At 35.7% G+C, this 22,798-nt stretch carries 22 protein-coding genes; 17 read left to right on the top strand and 5 right to left on the bottom strand.

Annotation, left to right across the window (positions count from 1 at the left end; translation table 11 throughout):
- Window positions 1-88: 88 nt before the first annotated feature.
- The 7 genes from rimP (at window position 89) to AC07SW_RS09715 (ending at window position 5,988) form a co-directional block, all read left to right on the top strand.
- Entirely contained in the window at window positions 89-562 is a 474-nt protein-coding gene (gene rimP, locus AC07SW_RS09745) for a ribosome maturation factor RimP (protein WP_034570000.1), read from the top strand.
- 39 nt (window positions 563-601) lie between these two features.
- Complete coding sequence (gene nusA / locus AC07SW_RS09740; protein ID WP_034569997.1) at window positions 602-1,879, top strand: transcription termination factor NusA; 1,278 nt, start codon at window positions 602-604, stop codon at window positions 1,877-1,879.
- Window positions 1,880-1,893: 14 nt separating this feature from the next.
- Window positions 1,894-2,178: an RNase P modulator RnpM gene (gene rnpM / locus AC07SW_RS09735; RefSeq protein ID WP_034569995.1), complete on the top strand. Its 285-nt coding sequence runs from the start codon at window positions 1,894-1,896 to the stop codon at window positions 2,176-2,178.
- Window positions 2,175-2,483 (top strand): YlxQ-related RNA-binding protein, encoded by a 309-nt coding sequence (locus AC07SW_RS09730; RefSeq protein ID WP_034569994.1) that lies wholly within the window; start codon window positions 2,175-2,177, stop codon window positions 2,481-2,483. Before rnpM ends, AC07SW_RS09730 begins: the two co-directional genes overlap by 4 nt.
- 15 nt (window positions 2,484-2,498) lie before the next feature.
- Entirely contained in the window at window positions 2,499-4,913 is a 2,415-nt protein-coding gene (infB, locus tag AC07SW_RS09725) for a translation initiation factor IF-2 (protein WP_135023192.1), read from the top strand.
- Between the two features lie 35 nt (window positions 4,914-4,948).
- Window positions 4,949-5,296, top strand: coding sequence for a 30S ribosome-binding factor RbfA (gene rbfA, locus AC07SW_RS09720; RefSeq protein WP_034569991.1), 348 nt, complete (start codon window positions 4,949-4,951; stop codon window positions 5,294-5,296).
- Window positions 5,297-5,391: 95 nt separating this feature from the next.
- Window positions 5,392-5,988 (top strand): hypothetical protein, encoded by a 597-nt coding sequence (locus tag AC07SW_RS09715; RefSeq protein ID WP_119907967.1) that lies wholly within the window; start codon window positions 5,392-5,394, stop codon window positions 5,986-5,988.
- A 65-nt stretch (window positions 5,989-6,053) separates the two neighbouring features.
- Here the strand turns inward: AC07SW_RS09715 and AC07SW_RS09710 are convergent, their stop codons facing one another.
- Window positions 6,054-6,896: a DegV family protein gene (locus AC07SW_RS09710; protein WP_311907310.1), complete on the bottom strand. Its 843-nt coding sequence runs from the start codon at window positions 6,894-6,896 to the stop codon at window positions 6,054-6,056.
- Window positions 6,897-7,100: 204 nt separating this feature from the next.
- On the opposite strand from AC07SW_RS09710, the gene truB reads away from it, so the two are divergent.
- The 10 genes from truB (at window position 7,101) to lepA (ending at window position 19,710) form a co-directional block, all read left to right on the top strand.
- Window positions 7,101-8,015 (top strand): tRNA pseudouridine(55) synthase TruB, encoded by a 915-nt coding sequence (gene truB / locus AC07SW_RS09705; RefSeq protein WP_135023188.1) that lies wholly within the window; start codon window positions 7,101-7,103, stop codon window positions 8,013-8,015.
- A gap of 19 nt (window positions 8,016-8,034) precedes the next feature.
- On the top strand, window positions 8,035-8,979 hold the full coding sequence (gene ribF / locus AC07SW_RS09700) for a riboflavin biosynthesis protein RibF (RefSeq protein ID WP_135023187.1): 945 nt from the start codon (window positions 8,035-8,037) through the stop codon (window positions 8,977-8,979).
- 18 nt (window positions 8,980-8,997) lie between these two features.
- The gene (gene hemW / locus AC07SW_RS09695) at window positions 8,998-10,140 is read left to right on the top strand and encodes a radical SAM family heme chaperone HemW (RefSeq protein WP_034569976.1); all 1,143 of its coding nucleotides are present in this window, start codon (window positions 8,998-9,000) and stop codon (window positions 10,138-10,140) included.
- Between the two features lie 318 nt (window positions 10,141-10,458).
- Window positions 10,459-12,057, top strand: a complete 1,599-nt coding sequence (locus AC07SW_RS09690) for an ABC-F family ATP-binding cassette domain-containing protein (RefSeq protein WP_485401200.1) — start codon at window positions 10,459-10,461, stop codon at window positions 12,055-12,057.
- A gap of 144 nt (window positions 12,058-12,201) precedes the next feature.
- On the top strand, window positions 12,202-12,666 hold the full coding sequence (locus AC07SW_RS09685; RefSeq protein WP_135023185.1) for an NUDIX hydrolase: 465 nt from the start codon (window positions 12,202-12,204) through the stop codon (window positions 12,664-12,666).
- A 188-nt stretch (window positions 12,667-12,854) separates the two neighbouring features.
- Window positions 12,855-13,892: a heat-inducible transcriptional repressor HrcA gene (gene hrcA, locus AC07SW_RS09680; protein ID WP_135023184.1), complete on the top strand. Its 1,038-nt coding sequence runs from the start codon at window positions 12,855-12,857 to the stop codon at window positions 13,890-13,892.
- A 20-nt stretch (window positions 13,893-13,912) separates the two neighbouring features.
- Window positions 13,913-14,494 carry a nucleotide exchange factor GrpE gene (gene grpE, locus AC07SW_RS09675; protein ID WP_135018474.1) on the top strand — a complete coding sequence of 194 codons (582 nt, stop codon included), beginning with the start codon at window positions 13,913-13,915 and terminating at the stop codon, window positions 14,492-14,494.
- Window positions 14,495-14,571: 77 nt separating this feature from the next.
- Entirely contained in the window at window positions 14,572-16,398 is a 1,827-nt protein-coding gene (dnaK, locus tag AC07SW_RS09670; RefSeq protein WP_034569960.1) for a molecular chaperone DnaK, read from the top strand.
- 143 nt (window positions 16,399-16,541) lie between these two features.
- Window positions 16,542-17,714, top strand: coding sequence for a molecular chaperone DnaJ (dnaJ, locus tag AC07SW_RS09665; RefSeq protein ID WP_135023183.1), 1,173 nt, complete (start codon window positions 16,542-16,544; stop codon window positions 17,712-17,714).
- 160 nt (window positions 17,715-17,874) lie between these two features.
- The gene (lepA, locus tag AC07SW_RS09660; protein WP_034569958.1) at window positions 17,875-19,710 is read left to right on the top strand and encodes a translation elongation factor 4; all 1,836 of its coding nucleotides are present in this window, start codon (window positions 17,875-17,877) and stop codon (window positions 19,708-19,710) included.
- An 89-nt stretch (window positions 19,711-19,799) separates the two neighbouring features.
- On the opposite strand, the gene AC07SW_RS09655 is transcribed toward lepA, so the two are convergent.
- From AC07SW_RS09655 to AC07SW_RS09640, 4 genes are all read right to left on the bottom strand, one after another.
- Window positions 19,800-20,948: a tyrosine-type recombinase/integrase gene (locus tag AC07SW_RS09655; protein ID WP_494632784.1), complete on the bottom strand. Its 1,149-nt coding sequence runs from the start codon at window positions 20,946-20,948 to the stop codon at window positions 19,800-19,802.
- A 142-nt stretch (window positions 20,949-21,090) separates the two neighbouring features.
- Window positions 21,091-21,789, bottom strand: coding sequence for an SHOCT domain-containing protein (locus AC07SW_RS09650; RefSeq protein WP_494632782.1), 699 nt, complete (start codon window positions 21,787-21,789; stop codon window positions 21,091-21,093).
- Between the two features lie 13 nt (window positions 21,790-21,802).
- Window positions 21,803-22,225, bottom strand: a complete 423-nt coding sequence (locus AC07SW_RS09645; RefSeq protein WP_109841654.1) for an ImmA/IrrE family metallo-endopeptidase — start codon at window positions 22,223-22,225, stop codon at window positions 21,803-21,805.
- Between the two features lie 13 nt (window positions 22,226-22,238).
- Window positions 22,239-22,658 (bottom strand): helix-turn-helix domain-containing protein, encoded by a 420-nt coding sequence (locus AC07SW_RS09640; protein ID WP_109841655.1) that lies wholly within the window; start codon window positions 22,656-22,658, stop codon window positions 22,239-22,241.
- Between the last annotated feature and the right edge of the window lie 140 nt (window positions 22,659-22,798).

Here is a 22,798-nt window from a genome sequence, read left to right as displayed (position 1 = left end):
CTGTATTTAGATATCCTGTTGAGAGTGAGCGGCGACGCTCACTCTTTTTCGGCAGTCAGGTGAAAAGTGTCTAAAGGAGGCGATGGATTTGAGTAATGTGGTTGATACGGTTAAGAATATTGTTCAACCAATCGTTGACGAATTTCAGTTTGAATTAGTTGACGTAGAGTTTGTAAAAGAAGGTAAAAATTGGTTTTTAAGAACCTATATCGATAAGCCAGGTGGCATTGATATCGAAGAATGTGCATTAGTTAGCGAAAAAATTAGTGAACGAATGGATCAAATTGATCCAGATCCAATCCCACAAGCATACTTCCTTGAAGTATCAAGTCCTGGAGCGGAACGACCATTAAAGAAAGAAGCAGACTATCAAAATGCAATTGGCTCTTATATCAATATTTCATTATATGAACCAGTTGAAGGTCAAAAAGTATATGAAGGCACGTTAAAAGACTTAACAGAAGGAACATTAACATTGACCATTCGTATCAAAACAAGAGAAAAAGAAATAGAATTTGATCGTAAAAAAATTGCAAAAGCTCGATTAGCAATTAAGTTCTAAACTTATTGATAATGAGAGAAGATAGGAGAGAAATCACAAATGAGCAAAGAAATGTTAAATGCTCTTGATGCTTTAGAGACCGAAAAAGGAATTGCTAAAGAAATCGTCATTGACGCACTAGAAGCTGCTTTAGTTTCTGCATATAAACGTAATTATGGTCAAGCCCAAAATGTGGAAGTTGAATTTGATATGAAAAAAGGAAACATTCACGTATATGCTGTAAAAGAAGTAGTTGATGTCGTTTTTGACTCTCGCTTAGAAGTGAGTATTCAAGACGCAATGGAAGTAAATGCGGCTTATGAAGTTGGCGACCATATTCGCTTTGAAGTAACCCCTAAAGACTTCGGTCGTATTGCAGCTCAAACTGCGAAGCAAGTAATTATGCAACGCGTTCGAGAAGCAGAAAGAAGCATTATCTATAATGAATTTGTTGCTTACGAAAATGATATTATGCAAGGAATCGTAGAACGTCAAGATAATCGTTACATTTACGTGAATCTTGGCAAAATCGAAGCGGTTCTTTCAAAACAAGAGCAAATCCCAAATGAAGTTTACAAACCGCATGATCGCATTAAAGTTTATGTGACCAAAGTAGAAAATACTTCAAAAGGACCTCAAATTTTTGTAAGTCGTAGCCACCCAGATTTATTAAAACGCTTGTTTGAACAAGAAGTACCTGAAATTTACGATGGAACTGTTGAAATTGTTTCAATTGCAAGAGAAGCTGGCGACCGTGCAAAAGTTGCCGTGATGTCTCGTGAAGAAAACATTGACCCAGTAGGTACCTGTGTAGGTCCTAAAGGACAACGTGTCCAAGCAATCGTAAATGAATTAAAAGGCGAAAATATGGATATCGTTGAATACAATGAAGATCCAGCGGTTTATATCGCGAATGCGTTGAACCCAGCACAAGTCGTTAGTGTAACTTTCAATGAAGCAGCAGGTAGTTGCGTTGTTGTAGTTCCTGACTATCAATTGTCGTTAGCTATTGGTAAGCGTGGGCAAAATGCTCGTTTAGCAGCTAAATTGACAGGCTTTAAAATTGATATCAAATCAGAATCAGATATGAAAGCTTTAGAACTTGCAAAAGAAGAAGCTGGATTAGAAGAAGCCGCAGATTATGCAGAAGCAGTTGAAGCAGTTGACCAAGATATGGAAGCTGTGGATGTTGAAGAAGTGATTGAAAATATCGAAGATTTAGATGGAATCGAAGAAATCTCTGAATTAGATTCAGAAGTGGAAGAAAATATTTTAAATCCAGAAGATGCTGAAAGCATGATTGAATTGGGTGAAGAGCGAGCTGGACACGAAGAATAAAAAGAGGTGATTAGATGCAAAAGCGAAAAATTCCAATGCGCAAATGTGTTGTAACAAACGAAATGAAACCTAAGAAAGAAATGATTCGGATTGTTAGAAACAAAGAAGGACTAGTTTCCATTGATCCAACTGGGAAACTGCCTGGCCGTGGTGCTTATGTTTCTATTGAGCCAACTGTTGTTCAAAAGGCTTGGGATAAACGAGTGTTAGATCGACAAATCAATGCAACGATTACAGATGAGTTCTATCAAGAATTACTTGATTATGTTACTCATCAGAAAGCACGGATGAGCCTATGATAGCAAATGATCAAAAAATCTTAAATCTTTTAGGAATGGCTCAACGAGCTGGAAAACTTGTTACCGGAGAAGATTTAAGTTTGAAAGAGATTCGAAACGAACAAGCGAAATTAGTAATTGTGGCAACTGACGCCAGTGAAAACACAATCAAAAAAATATCAGATAAATGTCAGTACTATAAGGTTCCAGTTGCAGTGCGATTTACAAAAGCTGAAATTAGCCACGCAATTGGTAAAGAACGGACAATTTCGACCATTATGGATAATGGTTTTGCCAAAAAATTTCGTGAATTACTATCAATTTAATTGGAGGGTGATTACATGGGGAAAAAACGTGTCTACGAATACGCCAAGGAACATGACGTGTCAAGTAAACGTGTGATTGAAAAAGCAAAAGAATTAGGCTTTGACTACAACAGTCATATGTCTTCTATGGAAGACAGTCAAGTTCAAAAATTAAACCAAAGTTTTGCTTCTAAAAAAGAGCATGTAGCTCCTAAAAGCAGTCAAAATGAAGTTAAACAAAAAACAAATCGTTCACCTAAAAGTGACGTAGGAGGTACTACTACGAACTCAAAAGACAATAAACAGCAACGTCCAGCAACAACAAATGGACCGAAGACTGGAAATCAAACAACACAAGCAAAATCAACGAATCGCCCAGTGACTCAAAGTAAACCTGGACAATCAACAGCAGCTCGTCCAGCACAAAATAATACAGCAAACCGTTCGCAAAGCAATGGAACAACAGCTAACGCTCGTCCACAAACGACTGGCACAGGAAATACACGTCCACAATCAAACGGACCTGCAGCAAGTAACAATCGCGGTGGTCAAAGTAGCAACAATCGTGGTGGTCAAGGCGGAAACCGTGGCGGCTATAATAGCTACAACAACCGTAATAATTTCAGAAAACGTAAAGGGAAACGTGGCGAAACTAAACCAGTAGCACCACCAGTACCTCGTAAATTTAAAGAATTACCAGAAGTTCTTGTTTATTCAGATGGAATGACAGTGGCAGACTTATCTAAAAAAATCTACCGTGAACCAGCTGAAATTATTAAAAAATTATTCTTGCTAGGCGTAATGGCAACATTAAACCAAGCTTTAAGTAAAGATGCAATCGAATTACTAGCTGCTGATTACGGAATTGAAGCAGAAGAAAAAATCGAATTAGATGTTTCTGATTTAGATGTCTACTTTGACCAAGAAGTAAATGAAGAAGCTCTAGTAACGCGTCCTCCAGTAGTTACTATCATGGGTCACGTTGACCACGGTAAAACAACCTTATTAGATTCACTAAGAAATTCAAAAGTAAGCTTAGGTGAGGCAGGCGGAATCACGCAACATATCGGAGCTTATCAAATTGATTTTGACGGCAAACCAATTACTTTCTTAGATACACCAGGACATGCGGCATTTACAACAATGCGAGCTCGTGGAGCGGGTATTACAGATATTACCGTACTAGTAGTAGCTGCAGATGATGGCGTTATGCCACAAACAATTGAAGCTATCAACCATGCTAAAGCAGCTGAAGTTCCAATTATTGTTGCAGTAAACAAAATTGATAAACCAGCAGCAAATGCTGAAAAAGTGATGCAAGAATTAACTGAATATGGTTTAATTCCTGAAGCATGGGGTGGCGATACGATTTTCGTTGAGATTTCAGCTAAATTTGGTCAAAATATCAATGAATTGTTAGAAATGATCCTGTTAGTAGCAGAAGTTCAAGAATTAAAAGCTGATCCAACTCGTTTAGCACTTGGAACAGTAATTGAAGCTCGTCTAGATAAGAGCAAAGGACCAGTTGCAACATTATTAGTTCAAGAAGGAACGTTGCATGTTGGAGACCCAATCGTAGTAGGAAACACATTTGGTCGTGTCCGCGTAATGGCTAATGAAATTGGTCGCCGTGTGAAAACAGCAGGACCAGCTTCACCAGTTGAAATTACAGGTTTAAATAACGCACCTCAAGCAGGAGATCGCTTTGTTGTTTTTGAAGATGAGAAGACTGCTCGTGCAGCAGGTGAGGAACGTGCAAAACGTGCAATGGTTGAACAACGTTCATCAACGAACCGTGTAACACTTGATAATTTATTCTCAAGTTTACAAGAGGGTGAATTGAAAGACGTTAATGTTATCATCAAAGCCGATGTACAAGGTTCAGTTGAAGCTTTGGCAGCCAGCTTACAAAAAATCGAAGTTGAAGGTGTCCGTGTTAAAATTATCCATACAGCAGTTGGAGCAATCAATGAGAGCGATATTACATTGGCTGCAGCAAGTAACGCTATTGTCATTGGATTTAACGTTCGCCCAACAACACAAGCAAAACAACAAGCAGAGCAAGAAGAAGTGGATATTCGTTTACACCGTATTATCTACAACGCAATTGATGAAATTGAAACAGCGATGAAAGGGATGTTAGATCCTGAATACGAAGAAGAAATCACTGGACAAGCAGTTGTTCGTGAAACTTTCAAAGTATCTAAAGTCGGTGTTATTGCTGGGGGTTATGTAACTGATGGTTTCATTACTCGTAACAGCAGTGTTCGTTTAATTCGTGATAGCATTGTTATTTTTGAAGGCGAATTGGCAAGTTTGAAACGCTTTAAAGATGATGCAAAAGAAGTTAAATTAGGATATGAATGTGGCTTTATGATTAAAGATTTCAATGATTTAAGAGTAGACGATGTAGTGGAAGCTTATCGTATGGTGGAAATCAAACGTAAATAATCAAATAGATTCATTCATCAGAAAGAAGGGCTATTATGGCAAATTTTAGAGTTGGTCGTGTTACCCAAGAAGTACAACGTGAGGTAAATGATATCTTAAAGAAAAAAGTGAGAGACCCTCGCGTTCAAGATGTTACCATTACGGATGTACGTGTAACTGGGGATTTACAACAAGCAACCATTTATTACAGCATCTTATCTGATAAAGCAAGTGATCTTGAAAAAGCACAATTGGGGCTTGAAAAAGCTTCTGGCTTAATCAGAAAAGAATTAGGGCATCGTTTAACATTGTATAAAACACCAGAAATCATGTTTGAACGTGATGAATCAGTGGCATATGGCAATCGCATCGATGAACTCTTGCGTAATTTAAATAAAGACTAAAAAAAACTAAGATTAGTTTAGGCTAATCTTAGTTTTTTTACTGTTTAAGATTTGCTATAATAGCAGTACAATAACAATCAAAAGGAGCAAAAATAATGAATTTAGTTTCGTATTTAGGTACAAATACGCCTTTAACTCTTTCAAATACTGGGAATCAAGAAGTGGTTGCAATGATTGCCAGAGACACACTAGAAGCGGGTGTAACCGATGAAATGGTTTTAGATTATTTAAAAGAAGAAACGCAAAATCCAGAACTAACAATGAAGCAAATTTTATTCTATGACACAGAAGCCGAAATTATGGGAGGCTTTGAAATTTTGAGAGAAGTGGAAGATCAAGATCTTTTGAAGCATTTTTCAACGTCATATGTATACGAAACAACGGATTTTCCAGTTTGGGAACCTATCGAAGACGATCCTGATTTAGAAAGTTATCCGCAAGAACAGATTGTACAATATAAACAAATGATGGATGAAGCAAGGGCAGTTAATAAGGCACAACAAGAGGGCTTTTTGAAAATCCTCACTACGTGTTTAACTGAAACAGATAAAGTCGAATTATATACATGTGATTCAACAAAAGCTAAAGAACGAGAAAAAAATCGTCGTTTAGAAAAATGGGCGACGATTCAACAAAATAAACGCTTATTAGATAGTCAAGAGCAAGAATTTTTACTAATTGAAAAAGATTAATAGAAGACAATCAAAAGGTCAAGTTATAGGAGAAATTCCTTAACTTGACCTTTTAATGGATTCAATTAGACTGTTTCATACATAATCGAAAAAGCATCTTGTCCTGCATGAGTCATAATACTCGGGCTAGCATAGTTGATAGAGTAGTTTGCATCTGGAAAATGTAGTTTTAAGGTTTCAATTAAACTTACCGTAAAAGGCGTCAAACCAATATGTGTAATGCCAATAGCTTTTATACCAGCAGTTTGTTTCATTTCATCGATTAACTTATCCATACGTTTTTGAATAGAGCGCATACCTCGTCCTTTTGTGTCTGGCTCTAATCCAGTATCAGTTAAACGCAGCAATAGTTTCATATTTAAAAAACTTGATATTTTTCCAACAGTTGGACTAATTCGACCACCTTTTATGAGGTTCTCAAGGTTTACCACACAAATATATAAAACTGTTTTATGTTTAATGGCTTCAATTTTTTCAAGAATGGTTTCCATTGTTGCACCTTCTTGCGCTAATTTAGCAGCAGCTAAGACTTGGAAGGCCATTGCCCGGTCAATAAATTGGCAATCAACGACGGTAACATCCGTGTGGGATAAATGTGAGGCTTGGTGAGCCGCTTGAACAGTGCCACTTAAATGTTCCGTTAAATGAATTGATAAGACTTGACTGCCATCTTCTCCTAGTTCATTATATGTGTCAACAAATCGTCCTATCGGGGGCTGTGACGTTTTTGGAAGGGTTGGACTTTCATTCATTTTCTCTAAAAATTCTGATTTTGTAATTGTTTCACCATCAATGTATACAACGCTATCAATCATAGCGGACAATGGCACTACAGTAATATTATAGGTTTCAATTTCTTCTTTTGATAGTTGAACTGTAGAGTCCGTTACAATCTTAATGTTTTTCATTTAGTTGCCTCCTTAAATAGAGTAGCTTTTATGAAAATGCTACCATCTTAAGAATACCAAATTTCACTTTAAAAAGACATCCATTTTGAAAAAAATTGTAGAAACCTTATGAATAACTAAAGAAAAATCAAGAATAGTAGATTCTTTTATTTTCTTAACTATGTTATAATAGCGTGGTTATGAAACAAGAAAGTTGGGTTGCAAATGGACGGAATTCTTCCACTTTGGAAAGAGCGTGGCATGACAAGCCATGATTGCGTTTTTAAATTAAGAAAAATTTTAAATACAAAAAAAATAGGACACACTGGAACCCTAGATCCAGATGTAGACGGCGTTTTACCTATTTGTGTAGGGAAAGCAACAAAAGTCGTTGAATATATGATGGAAACTGGCAAAGCTTATATAGGTGAAATTACCTTAGGTTATTCCACAACAACTGAAGATGCAAGTGGTGAAGTTGTTGAATCAAAAAAAGTTGCCGTTGCTCCTACGATTGAAGAAATCGATCAGCAAATGAAACAAATGGAAGGAACGATTATTCAAATTCCACCAATGTTTTCGGCGGTTAAAGTGAATGGTAAACGGTTATATGAATATGCAAGGAACGGAGAATCCGTAGAACGACCTCAAAGAAAAGCTGAAATTAGTTCATTCATTCGAACCAGTGAGCCTATATTTAATGAAGAGCAAGGAACCGTTAAATGGCGTTTTGAAGTAACTTGTGGGAAAGGAACTTATGTCAGAACATTAGCAGTTGATTTAGGTAATGCTTTAGGCTATCCAGCGCATATGTCAGATTTGACACGAGTATTAAGTGGAACATTTAAAGCGAGCGATTGCTTGACTTTGGATCAAGTTGCTAAAGCGATGACAGATGAAAGTATTCAAGATAAACTTTTTCCATTAGAATTTGGTTTAAAAGAGTTTGAAACAATGGAAGTTACGGAAGAACTTTGGCCAAAAGTAAAAAATGGTGTGCCATTGCCGAGAAGCTTATTTAAAGCATACGAAAGCTACCCAGTTGTAATGATGTACCAAGGAGTAGCTACTAGTTTATATGCCATTCATCCAACAAAACCACAATTAGTAAAACCAACAAAAGTCTTAAGAAATCAATAGATTAAAGGGGTTCTTTTTTATGAAAGTTGTCAATATCCACCATCCATATCAAGCCAATCAAATTCCAGCTGATAATGTTGTTTTAGCCTTGGGTTTTTTTGACGGAGTTCATTTAGGTCATCAAGAAGTCATTGCAACAGCAAAAAAAATCGCAAATGAAAAGAATCTGAAGCTAGCTCTAATGACCTTTAACCAACACCCATCCATCGTATTTCAAAAAATCGATCCAGATCAAATGAAATATTTATCAACAATTAAAAGAAAAGAAGAATTAATGGAAGCGCAAGGTGTTGATATCCTTTATGTGATTGAATTCACCTCAGCTTTTGCAAGTTTATCGCCAATCGAATTTGTGAACCAATATATGGTGGATCTGCACGCTCAAGTAGTGGTTGCAGGCTTTGATTACACTTATGGACCAAAAGATGTAGCTAATATGGAGCAATTGCCACGTTTCGCCGACAATCGCTTTGAAGTTGTAACAGTTGCTAAGCAGGAGTCAGATGACGAAAAAATCAGTTCAACACGCATTCGTAAAGAACTAGCAGATGGAAATATGGAAGTAGCTAATGAATTGTTAGGCTATGCCTATGAAATTCCTGGCAGAGTCGTTCACGGAGATGCTAGAGGTCGATTGTTAGGTTTTCCAACAGCTAATATTGAAGTAGATGCAGGAGTACGGTTGCCACGAGTAGGTGTTTATGCTGTGAAAATTAAGGTAGGCAATCAGTGGCATTTAGGGATGGCTTCAATTGGCTATAACGTAACCTTTGGAGATAACCGGGATATGACTGTTGAAGTGTATATTTTAGATTTTAAGGAAGATATCTACGGCGAGCGCGTTGCGGTTTCTTGGCACCACTATTTGCGAGAAGAGTTGAAATTTGATTCTGTAGTAGATTTAATCGCACAATTAAAGCAAGATGAACTGGATACGGCAGCTTATTTTAAGAATGAAAAGTAAGGAAAGGAACGTGAACTCATGACAGCAACTTATATTCATATTCCTTTTTGTGAACATATTTGTTTCTACTGTGACTTTAATAAAGTCTTTTTAGAAGGGCAACCAGTAGATGAATATGTTGAAATGCTTTTAAGAGAAATGCAATTGACAATGGCTCAAACGCCAGATGAAAAAATTGAGACTATCTATGTTGGTGGAGGTACGCCAACTACCTTAAATGAAAAACAATTAGATCGATTGCTAACTGGAATGAAAGAAATTCTTCCCTTTCAAATGGGAAACGAATTTACTTTTGAAGCCAATCCAGGAGATTTATCAGTTGATAAATTGAAAGTTCTACATGATCATGGTGTCAATCGTCTAAGTATGGGGGTTCAGTCTTTCAATGACGATTTACTCAAAAAAATAGGACGTATTCATAAAGTGAAGGATGTCTATCAGTCCATTGCGAACGCACGACAAGTAGGATTTGAAAATATTAGTATTGATTTAATTTATCGTCTGCCAGGCCAAACAGAAGCTGATTTTAACAATAGCTTAGTAAAAGCTTTAGAATTAGAGTTGCCACATTACTCTACGTACTCATTGATTTTAGAAAATAAAACGATTTTTTACAATTTGATGCGACAAGGGAAATTGCCGTTGCCAACTGAAGATGAAGAGGCGAACATGTATCAGATGGCGATCGATTTAATGGCTGAAAAAGGGCGTAAACAGTATGAAATCAGTAACTATGCATTACCTGGATATGAATCTCAGCACAATTTAATTTATTGGAAAAATGAAAAATATTATGGGTTTGGTGCAGGTGCTCATGGTTATTTAGGAGGGCACCGTTATCAAAATAACGGGCCGATTCAACAGTATTTAGAGCCCCTTAGAAAAAATCGGTTGCCTATCTTAAGAACCCAACAATTATCGATTGAAGAAAAAATTGAAGAAGAAATGTTTTTAGGATTGAGAAAACTAGAAGGCGTTTCAATTCAACACTTTTTTGATAAATTTCAGGTGTCCGTTTTTGAAGTCTATCAAGAGGTTATCGACAGTCTTGTAGCAGATGGGTTGCTTGAAGTTACCCTTGACAAAATTCGATTAACAGAAAAAGGGAAATTTTTAGGAAATGAAGTTTTCCAAGCTTTTTTACTAAGCAGCCCTAAATAAAAATAACGACTAAAACTTACCTGAATCAGGGAGTTTTAGTTTTTTTTTTGCCTCAGAGTATCAACACATTAAAAAATGTCAATTCTTGTTATTTCTATTTTAACGAGTTAAGATAAGGAAGAATCTATGAGTAGGGGGGCTTAAGAATGAAAACAACAATTGAACTTCAATTTGTGTTTAATATCGGGAACAATTTACCATTGCTTCATTGTGGAAAGACGAATCTCCTTTGAGATGAGTTATTCGATAAAAGCAATAAATAATCATCGGCTTGCTCATCTCTAGTCATTTAAAAACAATTAACTAGGAGATGAACAAATGTTAGTACAATTAAATTCTGTAACAAAATATTTCGATGGCAACACGATTTTAAATAAAATCAACTTTAAAATTGAGGAAGGCGAAAAAATTGGATTAGTTGGAGTCAACGGTTCAGGAAAATCAACTTTATTAAGTTTATTAATGAATGAGATGGAAGTAAGTGAAGGATCAATTTATCGGAATCCACACCGTAAAATTGGTTTTGTTAAGCAGATGTCAGATTTGACTATGACAAATACAATCAAAGAAGAATTAACGACGGTTTTTAGTGGATTGATTCAATTGCAACAGGAAATACAGCGGCTTGAAGTTCAAATGAGCCAATCAGAAACACAAGATTTAGAGACCCTTTTAACTGAATACGGTCAAAAAACGGAATCCTTTGCAATGCTTGGTGGATATGAATTTGAAGCTAAAATTGATTCTATTATTTCAGGAATGGGATTCAATTCTTTAAAAGAAACTAAAATCCAACAATTAAGTGGCGGACAAAAGACTAAATTGTCTTTAGCCAAACAATTACTAGAAGAGCCTGATCTATTGGTTTTAGATGAACCAACCAATCATTTGGATTTAGAAGCCATTTTATGGCTGGAGAATTTCCTGTTTCAATATCGCGGTGCTATTTTAGTAGTATCACACGACCGTTATTTCTTAGATAAATTTATCCAATCGGTTGTTGAGTTGGAAAGACACCAAATCACTCGTTACAAAGGGAATTATTCGAGCTATGTCAGTCAAAAAGAAAAAAATGAACAACTTCATTGGTCAAGATTTAAGCAACAAGAAAAAGAAGTGAAACGTCTTGAGACATACGTTGAAAAGCATATAGTTCGAGCAACCTCAGCTAAAAGTGCTAAAAATAAACAAAAACAACTAAATCGAATCGATCGTATCGATGCCCCACTAGCTTCTTTAAAAAGTGCTTATTTAAATTTTGAAATGGAGTACCCTTCTCATAAAGCTGTTCTAGCACTTGAAGATGTTGCACTATCAGTTAAACCAAATGAGTTATTACTAGAAAATGTTCAATTTAAAATAGAGCGAGGCGATCGGGTTGCTTTATTAGGTAGTAATGGAGTCGGCAAATCAACCTTGTTAAAATCAATTATTAAGGAATTACCCTATGCTGAAGGTTCAATAAAATGGGGAGGCAATACTAAAATAGGTTACTATGACCAAGAATTTCAATCATTAACCCCTGAGTTAACTGTATTGGAAGAAATGCGTCAAACATTTCCCGAGGAAGATGATTTAACAGTTAGACAAACATTGGCTAGCCTGTTATTTACGCAAGAAAATGTTGAAAAACGAATCAAAGATTTAAGCGGTGGTGAAAAAGGAAAATTAATTTTTGCTAAATTGATGTTAGCAAAACCAAATGTTTTAATTTTAGATGAACCAACCAATCATTTAGATTTAGCAACTAAAGATATGTTGGAAAAATCATTAATTAACTTTGAAGGAACTATTTTCTTTGTATCTCATGATCGCTATTTTATCAATAAATTGGCAACTCATGTATTAGAGTTGACCCCCAAAAAAACAACAATGTATCTTGGTGATTATCAGGGTTATCTTGCTAAAAAAGATTGAAACTCCATTTAATGAAAGAAGAGAAACTAAATCTCTTCTTTTTTTATTTCTAATTACATAAAATACGATATAATAGAAGTTAATGAACTAATGATGAAAGCTACTATATAATCGTTAACTTAAAAGATGAAAGAAGGCATATTTATGCAATGGTACACATTATGTTTTTTAAAACAGGGCACCAAAGTCCTGCTACTTAATCGACAAAAAAATCCATGGATGGGGCGGTGGAATGGAGTTGGCGGAAAAATTGAAGTGGGAGAAACGCCATTAAATTCTGCGATTCGAGAAATAAAAGAAGAAACAACAATTGACGTAAGTGAACTTTTTTATGGCGGCAAACTTCTTTGGACCGTAGATCACGAAATCACAGGTGGCCTACACCTGTTTCTAACGGAGTTACCAGAAAAAGAATATTTTTCAACACCAATCGCTACGAGAGAAGGAATTTTAGACTTTAAAGAAATTGATTGGATTTTTGATTCTAAAAATCAAGGAATGCCAGATAATATTCCATTTGTACTGAAGGATCTTTTACTCAATCCTCAAGAAAATTGCTACATGTGTTACTTTGAAAACAATCAATTTTTAAAAGTCGAAAAACAGTAAGCAAAGAGTGACAATGCTTATCCTGCTTAGTACGTAGAGCTTTCTAGGTACTAAGTAGGATTTTAACTATTTTTGGGAAAAACTCGTAAAAAAATAAGGGAATATTGTTGACAAAGTCTGACTAATTTGTTAAATTAATAAATGTATTAGCACTCGTTGTTGTTAAGTGCTAAAAAGAGGTGAACCAAATGTTAACAGAAAGACAGATCCTGATTCTCAAATCAATTATTCGATTGTATACAGATTTTGGAAATCCTGTTGGGTCTAAAACTTTGATGAGTGAGGCAGGACTAGATTTTAGTTCAGCGACGATCCGTAATGAGATGGGGCGCTTAGAAGAGCTTGGTTACATTGAAAAAACACATTCTTCTTCTGGACGGATTCCGTCAATAAAAGGCTATCGTTTCTATGTGGATCATTTAGTACACCCAGACAAAGTCAATTCAAAGGATTTAGCAACAATAAAATCATCTTTTGATTCACCGTTTCATGAATTAGATGAAATCGTTGCACAATCTGCTGAAGTTTTGTCAAACCTAACCAGTTACACGGCAATTACGTTAGGTCCTGAGTTGAAAGACAGTAAATTAACTGGTTTTCGCTTAGTTCCATTAAGTAATTTCCAAGTAATGGCCATCTTGGTAACAGATAAAGGGCACGTTGAAAATCAAATTTTTAATTTGCCAAAAAACATCAATAGTTACGAATTAGAAAAGATTGTTGCAATCTTTAATGATGAATTGATTGGATATCCTCTGGTTCTAGTTTATCAAAAACTAAAAACAGAAATTCCACAGCTGATTCAAAAGTATGTTCGTACGCCATCTGGAATTCTAGATGTATTTGATGACATCATCATGAAAGCAGCTAAAGAACGAGTCTTTGTTGGAGGTCGCATGAATATCTTAGATTTTTCAAATGCACTTGATGTCGAAAAATTTAAGTCGATCTATACACTGATGGAAAAAGATTCAGGTTTAGCCTCGCTGATTACCCAAAATCAAGAAGGAATCGAAGTCAGGATTGGGCAAGAGCTAGAGAATACCTTGTTTCAAGATTTTAGTTTAATTACAGCAACTTATAGTGTAATGGGACATGGAACGGGAACGATTGCTCTGTTAGGACCAACGAGTATGCCGTATTCAAGAATGATTGGATTAGTCGATGCTTTTAGAAATGAGCTTTCACAGAAAATGATGGATTATTACCAAGGAATGGAAAAATAATTTAAAAAGGAGATTTTGTCGTGTCTAACAAGAAAAATGAAAGTTTCCAAGAAGAAAAATTAGATGAAGAAATCAAAGCAAGCATGGATGAAATAGATGAAGCCACTTCCGTTGAAGAACCAGAAAAGGACGAGCAAGAAACAGCTCCAGTGGATGAATTAACTGAAGCAAAAGCAGCCTTTAGTGACATGGAAGATCGCTATCTACGCATTCAAGCAGAAATGGCAAACATGCGCAAGCGTAATCAAAAAGAACGCGAAGACGCAGCGAAATACCGTTCACAAGACATTGCCAAAGAATTGTTACCAGTGATTGATAACTTGGAACGTGCGATGGCAATAGAGGTGAGTGATGAACAAGGAGAAAGCTTAAAAAAAGGCTTAGAAATGGTCATGAATACCTTTAGAACAGCCTTGAAAAGTGAAGGAATTGAAGAGATTAACCCAGTTGGTGAAAGCTTTGATCCAAATTTCCATCAAGCAGTACAGACAGTGCCGGCAGAAGACGGTCAAGCCACAGATACTGTCGTAAACGTTCTACAAAAAGGGTATATCTTGAAGGATCGCGTATTGCGTCCTGCAATGGTTATTGTGTCACAATAAGTTTTAACTAAAAAACGGATAAGCTGATTTTTATCAGCGAACAAACTAAAAAATAACTAGTAAAGAGGGAATTTAAAATGAGTAAAATTATCGGAATCGATTTAGGAACAACAAACTCAGCAGTAGCAGTATTAGAAGGTGGAGAAGCAAAAATTATTGCGAATCCAGAAGGAAACCGCACAACACCTTCAGTAGTATCATTTAAAAACGGAGAAATCCAAGTAGGTGAAGTTGCAAAACGTCAAGCAGTAACAAACCCAAATACAATTGCTTCTATTAAACGCCATATTGGTGAAGACGGTTATACAGTTGAAGTTGAAGGTAAAAAATATACACCACAAGAAATTTCAGCTATGACGTTACAATATTTAAAAGGATTTGCTGAAGAATATCTAGGTGAAAAAGTTGATAAAGCTGTTATTACAGTTCCAGCTTACTTCAATGATGCACAACGTCAAGCAACAAAAGACGCTGGTAAAATCGCTGGTTTAGAAGTAGAGCGTATTGTTAACGAACCAACTGCAGCAGCATTAGCTTACGGTTTAGATAAAACAGACAAAGATGAAAAAGTATTAGTATTTGACTTAGGTGGCGGTACTTTTGACGTATCTATCCTTGAATTAGGTGACGGCGTGTTTGACGTATTGTCAACAGCTGGTGACAACAAACTAGGTGGAGATGACTTTGATAACAAAATCATCGATTACATGGTTGCAGAATTCAAAAAAGAAAACGGCATTGACTTATCAAACGACAAAATGGCCGTTCAACGTTTGAAAGATGCAGCTGAAAAAGCGAAAAAAGATTTATCAGGTGTAACTTCAACTCAAATCAGCTTACCATTTATCACAGCAGGCGAAGCAGGTCCATTACACTTAGAAATGAACTTAACTCGTGCTAAATTTGATGAATTAACACATGACTTAGTAGATCGTACGAAAGGTCCAGTTCGTCAAGCTCTTAAAGATGCTGGTTTATCAGCAAGCGAAATTGATGAAGTGATCTTAGTCGGTGGATCAACTCGTATTCCAGCAGTTGTTGAAGCTGTTAAAAAAGAAACAAATCAAGAACCAAATAAATCAGTTAACCCAGATGAAGTTGTAGCGATGGGTGCAGCAATCCAAGGTGGCGTTATCACTGGTGACGTTAAAGATATCGTGTTACTTGACGTAACTCCATTATCACTTGGTATTGAAACAATGGGTGGCGTGTTCACTAAATTAATTGACCGTAACACAACAATCCCAACTTCAAAATCTCAAGTATTCTCAACTGCAGCAGATAACCAACCAGCAGTAGATGTACACGTATTACAAGGTGAACGTCCAATGGCAGCAGATAACAAAACATTAGGTCGTTTCCAATTAACAGATATTCCAGCAGCACCACGTGGCGTTCCACAAATCGAAGTATCTTTTGATATCGATAAAAATGGTATCGTAAACGTACGTGCAAAAGACATGGGGACTGGTAAAGAACAAACAATTACAATCAAATCTTCATCAGGCTTATCAGACGACGAAATCGATCGTATGGTAAAAGACGCGGAAGCAAATGCTGAAGCAGATAAAGCTCGTAAAGAAGAAGTTGATTTACGTAATGATGTAGACCAATTGTTATTCTCAGTTGATAAAACATTAACTGAATTAGAAGGCAAAGTAGATGCTGACGAAGTTAAAAAAGCAGAAGAAGCACGCGATGAATTAAAAGCGGCTGTTGAAGCAAACGACATCGAAGCAATGAAAACAAAACGCGATGCTCTTAACGAAATCGTTCAAGCATTAACAGTTAAACTATATGAACAAGCTGCACAACAACAAGCAGAAGAAAACCCAGAAGCTGCTCAAGGTGGCGCTGATGATGTAGTCGATGCTGATTTTGAAGAAGTAGACGACAACAAATAATTTAATACAGATTAAAGAAGAAAAAGCCAAGGCAAAATGCTTTTGGCTTTTTCTTCTAGATGTGTTATGATTTTAAACGATAGTCGGACGTATCAGTCTATTCAATCAAAAGATTATGTTTACGTAACGATGGAGGGAAAGCAATGGCAAAGAGAGATTATTATGAAGTGTTAGGTGTTGCAAAAGACGCAACTGATGCAGATATTAAAAAAGCATATCGTAAATTATCAAAACAATTTCATCCAGATATCAACCAAGAAGCTGGAGCAGAAGATAAGTTTAAGGAAATCGCAGAAGCCTATGAAGTATTAAGTGATGCGGATAAACGTGCAGCCTATGATCAATATGGACATGCAAGTACAGATCCTAACTTTGGTGCTGGCGGAGGCTTTGGAGGCGGTTTTGGCGGAAGTGGTTTCGGTGGTGGCTTTGGCGGAGGCGGATTTGAAGATATCTTCGAATCATTCTTTGGCGGAGGCGGTCGTCAATCCAATCCAAATGCGCCAAGACAAGGTGAAGATTTACAATACACGATGAATTTAAAATTTGAAGAGGCGATTTTTGGAAAAGAATCTACCATCAAATACAATCGTGAAGATGAATGTGGAACATGTCACGGAAACGGTGCAAAACCAGGAACAGAACCCGTAACTTGTTCGAAATGTCATGGAGCCGGTTCAATTAATGTAGAACGGAATACACCACTTGGACGCGTTATGACACGTCAAACCTGTGATGTGTGTCATGGTTCAGGAAAAGAAATCAAAGAAAAATGTCCTACATGTCATGGTTCAGGCCATGTCAAAGAAGCGCATAGCGTAAAAGTTACTGTGCCAGCAGGTGTTGAAGACGGTCAACAAATGCGTTTACAAGGTCAAGGGGAAGCCGGCATCAATGGTGGACCTCATGGGGATCTTTATGTTGTCTTCCGTGTTGAAGAAAGCGACTTATTTGATCGCGATGGATCTGAAATTTTCTATGACTTGCCAATTAGCTTTGTACAAGCAGCCCTTGGCGACGAAATTGAAGTCCCAACCGTTCACGGGAAAATTAAATTAAAAGTCCCAGCAGGAACTCAAACAGGAACAAACTTCCGCCTAAAAGGTAAGGGTGCGCCTAAACTGAGAGGAACCGGTACTGGAGACCAACACGTGAAAGTTCAAGTCATTACACCGAAAAACCTATCTGAGCAACAAGTTCAAGCAATGCGAGAATTTGCCAAAGCGAGTGGAATTGAAGTGAGTGAACAAGAAACCAATATTTTTGATAAAGTCAAAGATGCCTTTAAATCAGACGGCAAGAAAAAAAGAAAATAAGAAAATGAGCTAGCCTGTTCCCTTAAGTAGTGACAGGCTGGCTTTTTTTTGAAGAAAAACGTAGCTCCAATTTGAACTTTTCTTGTATTTACTGTGTTTCATTGGTATAATTTACAATGACACTTTTTGGAATAAATAATGAAAGTAGGCACTAAATAGAATGAATAGAGATGAAATGAAACAGCGCCAATCGCAAATTCGAAATTTTTCCATCATCGCTCATATCGACCATGGGAAATCGACTTTAGCCGATCGAATTTTAGAAAAAACAAACACCGTAGCGGATCGAGACATGCAAGCGCAATTACTAGATTCAATGGATTTAGAAAGAGAACGCGGGATTACAATCAAATTAAACGCAGTTGAACTTAAATATACAGCCAAGGATGGAAACGAATATACTTTTCATCTAATAGATACACCAGGACATGTGGATTTTACTTATGAAGTTTCACGCAGTTTAGCGGCATGTGAAGGAGCCGTATTAGTAGTTGATGCTGCACAAGGGATTGAAGCTCAAACGTTGGCTAACGTCTATTTAGCCTTAGATAACGACTTAGAAATTATCCCAGTCATCAATAAAATTGATTTACCCGCAGCTGATCCAGAACGAGTTCGTGGTGAAATTGAAGACGTAATTGGAATTGATGCAAGTGAAGCTGTTTTAGCTAGCGCAAAAGCAGGAATTGGAATCGAAGATATTCTTGAACAAATTGTAGAAAAAGTTCCTGCACCAACAGGTGATTTAGACGCACCCTTAAAAGCGCTAATTTTTGATTCAGTATATGACTCTTATCGTGGCGTTATTTTAAACGTAAGAATTGTAGATGGTACTGTAAAACCTGGAGATAAAATCAAAATGATGAGCAATGGCGCAACATTTGAAGTTGCTGAAGTGGGTATTTTTTCACCAAAAACCATCAAGCGTGACTTTTTAATGGTTGGTGACGTTGGGTATATCACTGCCAGCATTAAAACCGTTAAAGACACTCAAGTAGGAGATACCATTACTTCTGTAGTAAATCCTGCAACGGAAGCTTTACCTGGCTATCGTAAAATGAATCCAATGGTTTACTGTGGCTTGTATCCAATTGATTCTTCCCGCTACAATGATTTACGTGAAGCTTTAGAACGTTTGCAGCTAAACGATGCAGCCTTACAATTTGAAGCAGAAACATCACAAGCATTAGGCTTTGGTTTCCGTTGTGGTTTCTTAGGCTTGCTTCATATGGATGTTATTCAAGAACGTTTAGAGCGTGAATTTGATTTAGATTTAATTACAACTGCACCATCCGTTATTTATCAAGTAAACTTAACAGACGGTTCGACTCTGATCGTGGATAACCCAGCAGACATGCCAGAACCAGGTGTAATTGAAACCGTTGAAGAACCTTATGTAAAAGCAAGTATTATGGTACCAAATGAATTTGTTGGAGCCGTTATGGAAATTTCTCAACGCAAACGTGGCGAGTTTATGACGATGGATTATTTAGATGAGTACCGCGTAAATGTTGTTTACGAAATTCCTTTATCAGAGATTGTTTATGATTTCTTTGATAAATTAAAATCAAGTACTAAAGGCTATGCTTCATTAGATTACGATTTAATTGGCTACCGTCCAAGCAAACTTGTTAAGATGGATATTATGTTAAACACTGAAAAAGTCGATGCATTAAGCTTTATCGTCCATCGTGACTTTGCTTATGAACGTGGAAAAATCATTGTTGAAAAATTAAAAGCCTTGATTCCACGTCAACAATTTGAAGTACCGATTCAAGCAGCTGTGGGACAAAAAATTCTGTCTCGTACCAATATAAAAGCCTTACGTAAAAATGTTTTAGCCAAATGTTACGGTGGAGATATCTCACGTAAACGTAAGCTCTTGGAAAAACAAAAAGAAGGTAAGAAACGAATGAAACAAATTGGATCTGTCGAAGTTCCGCAAGAAGCCTTCATGGCTGTTCTGAAAATGGACGAGGATCAACCTAAGAAATAGCAAGGGATTGTAACCATAGTTCAAATATTGAATATACTATTTTCCCACATATTTCCCACGAGGGATTAAACTCGTGGGAATTTTTGTTTTTAAAATGAATTATCTTTAAGCATTTGTTCAAATATATCAACAGTATCTTTTTTCATTTTTTTTGTAACATGAGCGTATGTGTCCATAGTAGTAGCAATACGAGAATGTCCTAATCTCGTTTGTATTTCCTTAGGTTTAGCATTGTTCTCTAATAACATCGTTGCGTGTGTATGTCTGAATGAGTGAAAGTTGAAATCAACTCCAGTAATTTTTCTAACTTTTTCAACATTATACTTTATTGAATTTGGAGTGACGGGCTGACCATTTTCTTTCGTACATATAAAACCACCATCAAAATAATTGGATCCATAAAAGAGTTTGTTCTCAATTTGTCTTTTTTTAGAACTTTTCAAAATTTTAATTATACTATCTCCAAGCATAATTGTTCTATAAGAAGATTTAGTTTTTGGCGTTCCTAAATCAAAGTTACCGTTTTCAATCCCTATCATAATTCTTTCTACTGTAAGAGTATTTTCTTCAAAATCTATGTCAGTCCATTTAAGTCCACATACTTCAGAGCGTCTTAATCCAGTTTGAAAAGAAATCATCATTGGCAAATAGAAGGGGTCACTTTTAGGAACTGCACTAACAAGTTTTTTAAAGTCTTCAATAGAAATAATTTTTAAATCTCCACGATCTTTCCATTCTTTAATATCATATTTAGGAACTTTTATATATCTAGTTGGATCAATACTTAAATATTGATATGGAAATACAGCCATTGTAAAAGCTTTATTTAGAACACCTTTGATGATTGATAAAGTTTGTTTGGCATATCCAGCTTCAAACTTTTCTGTTAATAAATCTTGTAGTGTACCAGGTTTAATTGCTTTTAATTTATACATACCAATGGATGGAAAGATATGTTTATCTAAAATATTTCGATAATTTGATTGCGTATTTTTTTTTAAGTTGACCATTACATATTTTTCAAACCAAAAATTGAAGTAGTCAGTAACTGAAATATCAGATAAAGCCATAACATCACCAGATGTTTCATATTCTTTAATGGCATCACGAAGAGTCTGTAATGCTTCATCTTTTGTTTTTCCAGCATAACGTTCAATTTGTTTTCTATCTCCACTGATATAAGCAAGATCAATTCGATAATACCAACTTTTCCCTTTTTTCCTAACAGATCCTTGCATAGGAATCCTTCCTTTCAAAGTACGGAATGTGATAAAAAAATTCACGTATTTAAGTTTATTTTTATAAATATATAGATTTTAATTGGATTTATACGAATGTATGTTCTTTTTCGTTTAAAAGAAAAGCCCGAAGGCTAGTCTATTATAAATTCAATAATTCTCTCTTCTTAGCATCAAATTCAGCTTGAGTAATAATGCCTTCGTCTAAATATTTTTTAAATTTCAAAAGTTCATCATCACCAACAGTTGTATTAATATTTTCTTTTTGGATTGAGTAGTAATCTAAAATAGATAGAATGTTATCTGCTTTTTCTAGAGCATCTTTGTAAATCAATGAGTTTGTTTTAGTTTTACCAATTAAAAGTTCAACATATACAACTGGGGTTTCAATGCTCTTGAGGTTAATTTTAATTTTAAAATTTTCTACAATTTTTTTTGTTTTTTTCCCACCAGTTAACGCTCCAACAACAGCTCCGACACCACCGAATGTAACAGCTCCAACCGCAGACCGTCCAAGCCCTCCAGATGTAATTGTATGGTCACTTTCAACTAATTCATAACTAGATACTTGATTGAAGTCAAAAATATTAGCAGCATTTCTATACCCGCCAACTTTAAATTGTTGTTTTTCAGTGTCTACATAAAATAATTTACCGACTGTCTTATCTGCGTTGAAAGGCTTAGCTTTTACCTTTGATATAGCTTTTTCAGCTTTCTGCTGTTGAACTTTTGCAATTCGTTCTGGATCATTTTTCCAATCAATACCAGCTTCAACACCTTTTTTTGTTAACTCAACTGATTTATTTAAACTTTTTTTTGCCAAATCTTTCCAATCTACCATGATTATCCTCCTTTTATAAAAATCTTTCCATATCATAGGAAAGACCTAAACAATCTAGTATTTGATATTTCGTCATTGTATTAATATTGTTAACATTTTTACACAGAATGCTAAAAGCATACATATTAGCTTCTTTTTCAATAGCAGGAATAAAACTACCACGAGCAACCTTTTTTAAGAAGGGAGTTGAAATACCTTTGTGGAGTCTAACATGTCCTAATTCATGTGCAATAGTAAACTTTTGTAATTCTTTTTTTAAATGTTGATTTACAACGATTGTGTTGCAACGATTATTGTTCACTGTGAAACCCCAAGTATCAGCATCTAAATCAGAATAAAGAATGTTACATCCACATAGTTTAGCAAGTCTTATAGGATCGCATGTTTCATGAAGTTTGGCCAACTTATTGACGTCTTCTTCTATAATAATGGTCATCTAATAACTTCACCTAGTTTCTGTAGTCTTTTCTAGTAAATTTCTTTTTAGCTTCTTCTTTATTCATTTCCATTGCAGTACGAAGGGCTACACGTATTCTTTCTTTTTGTTCCTCTGTTGCTGGTTCCCCATAAAAATTTAAAGAGTCTCCTGTCTCAATTCCTTCTAGTAGTTTGTCAGCTTGTAGTGCTATATCTTTTTTTTCATTGTTATTAAGTTTGAAGTATTTTTCATCTTCTAATCTTCCATGTAAATAGTCTAAAGAGACATTATAATAATCTGCAATTTTTTTTTGAATATCTATATCAGGCATTCTTTTGCCTTGTTCATACGATGCGTATGTTGTTTTTGCTATCCCTAAAAATTTTGCCATATCAGTTTGAGTCATTTTTGTTCTTGTTTTTCTTAGTTCAGAAATAGTCTTAGCGAACATATGTCCACCTCCTAAAGATTATGTTACTATACAATATGCGTACTTTCACTATATAATAAAAAAAACACACAAAAAGAGTATTTATGTATTGACATAATACAAAATGTGTACTAATATATAAGTACGCAATATGTATTACT

This window comes from Carnobacterium sp. GW821-FHT04C06 (assembly GCF_059420345.1).
The sequence above is the reverse complement of the archived record's forward strand: the minus strand, read 5'-3'. Positions and strand labels throughout refer to the sequence as shown.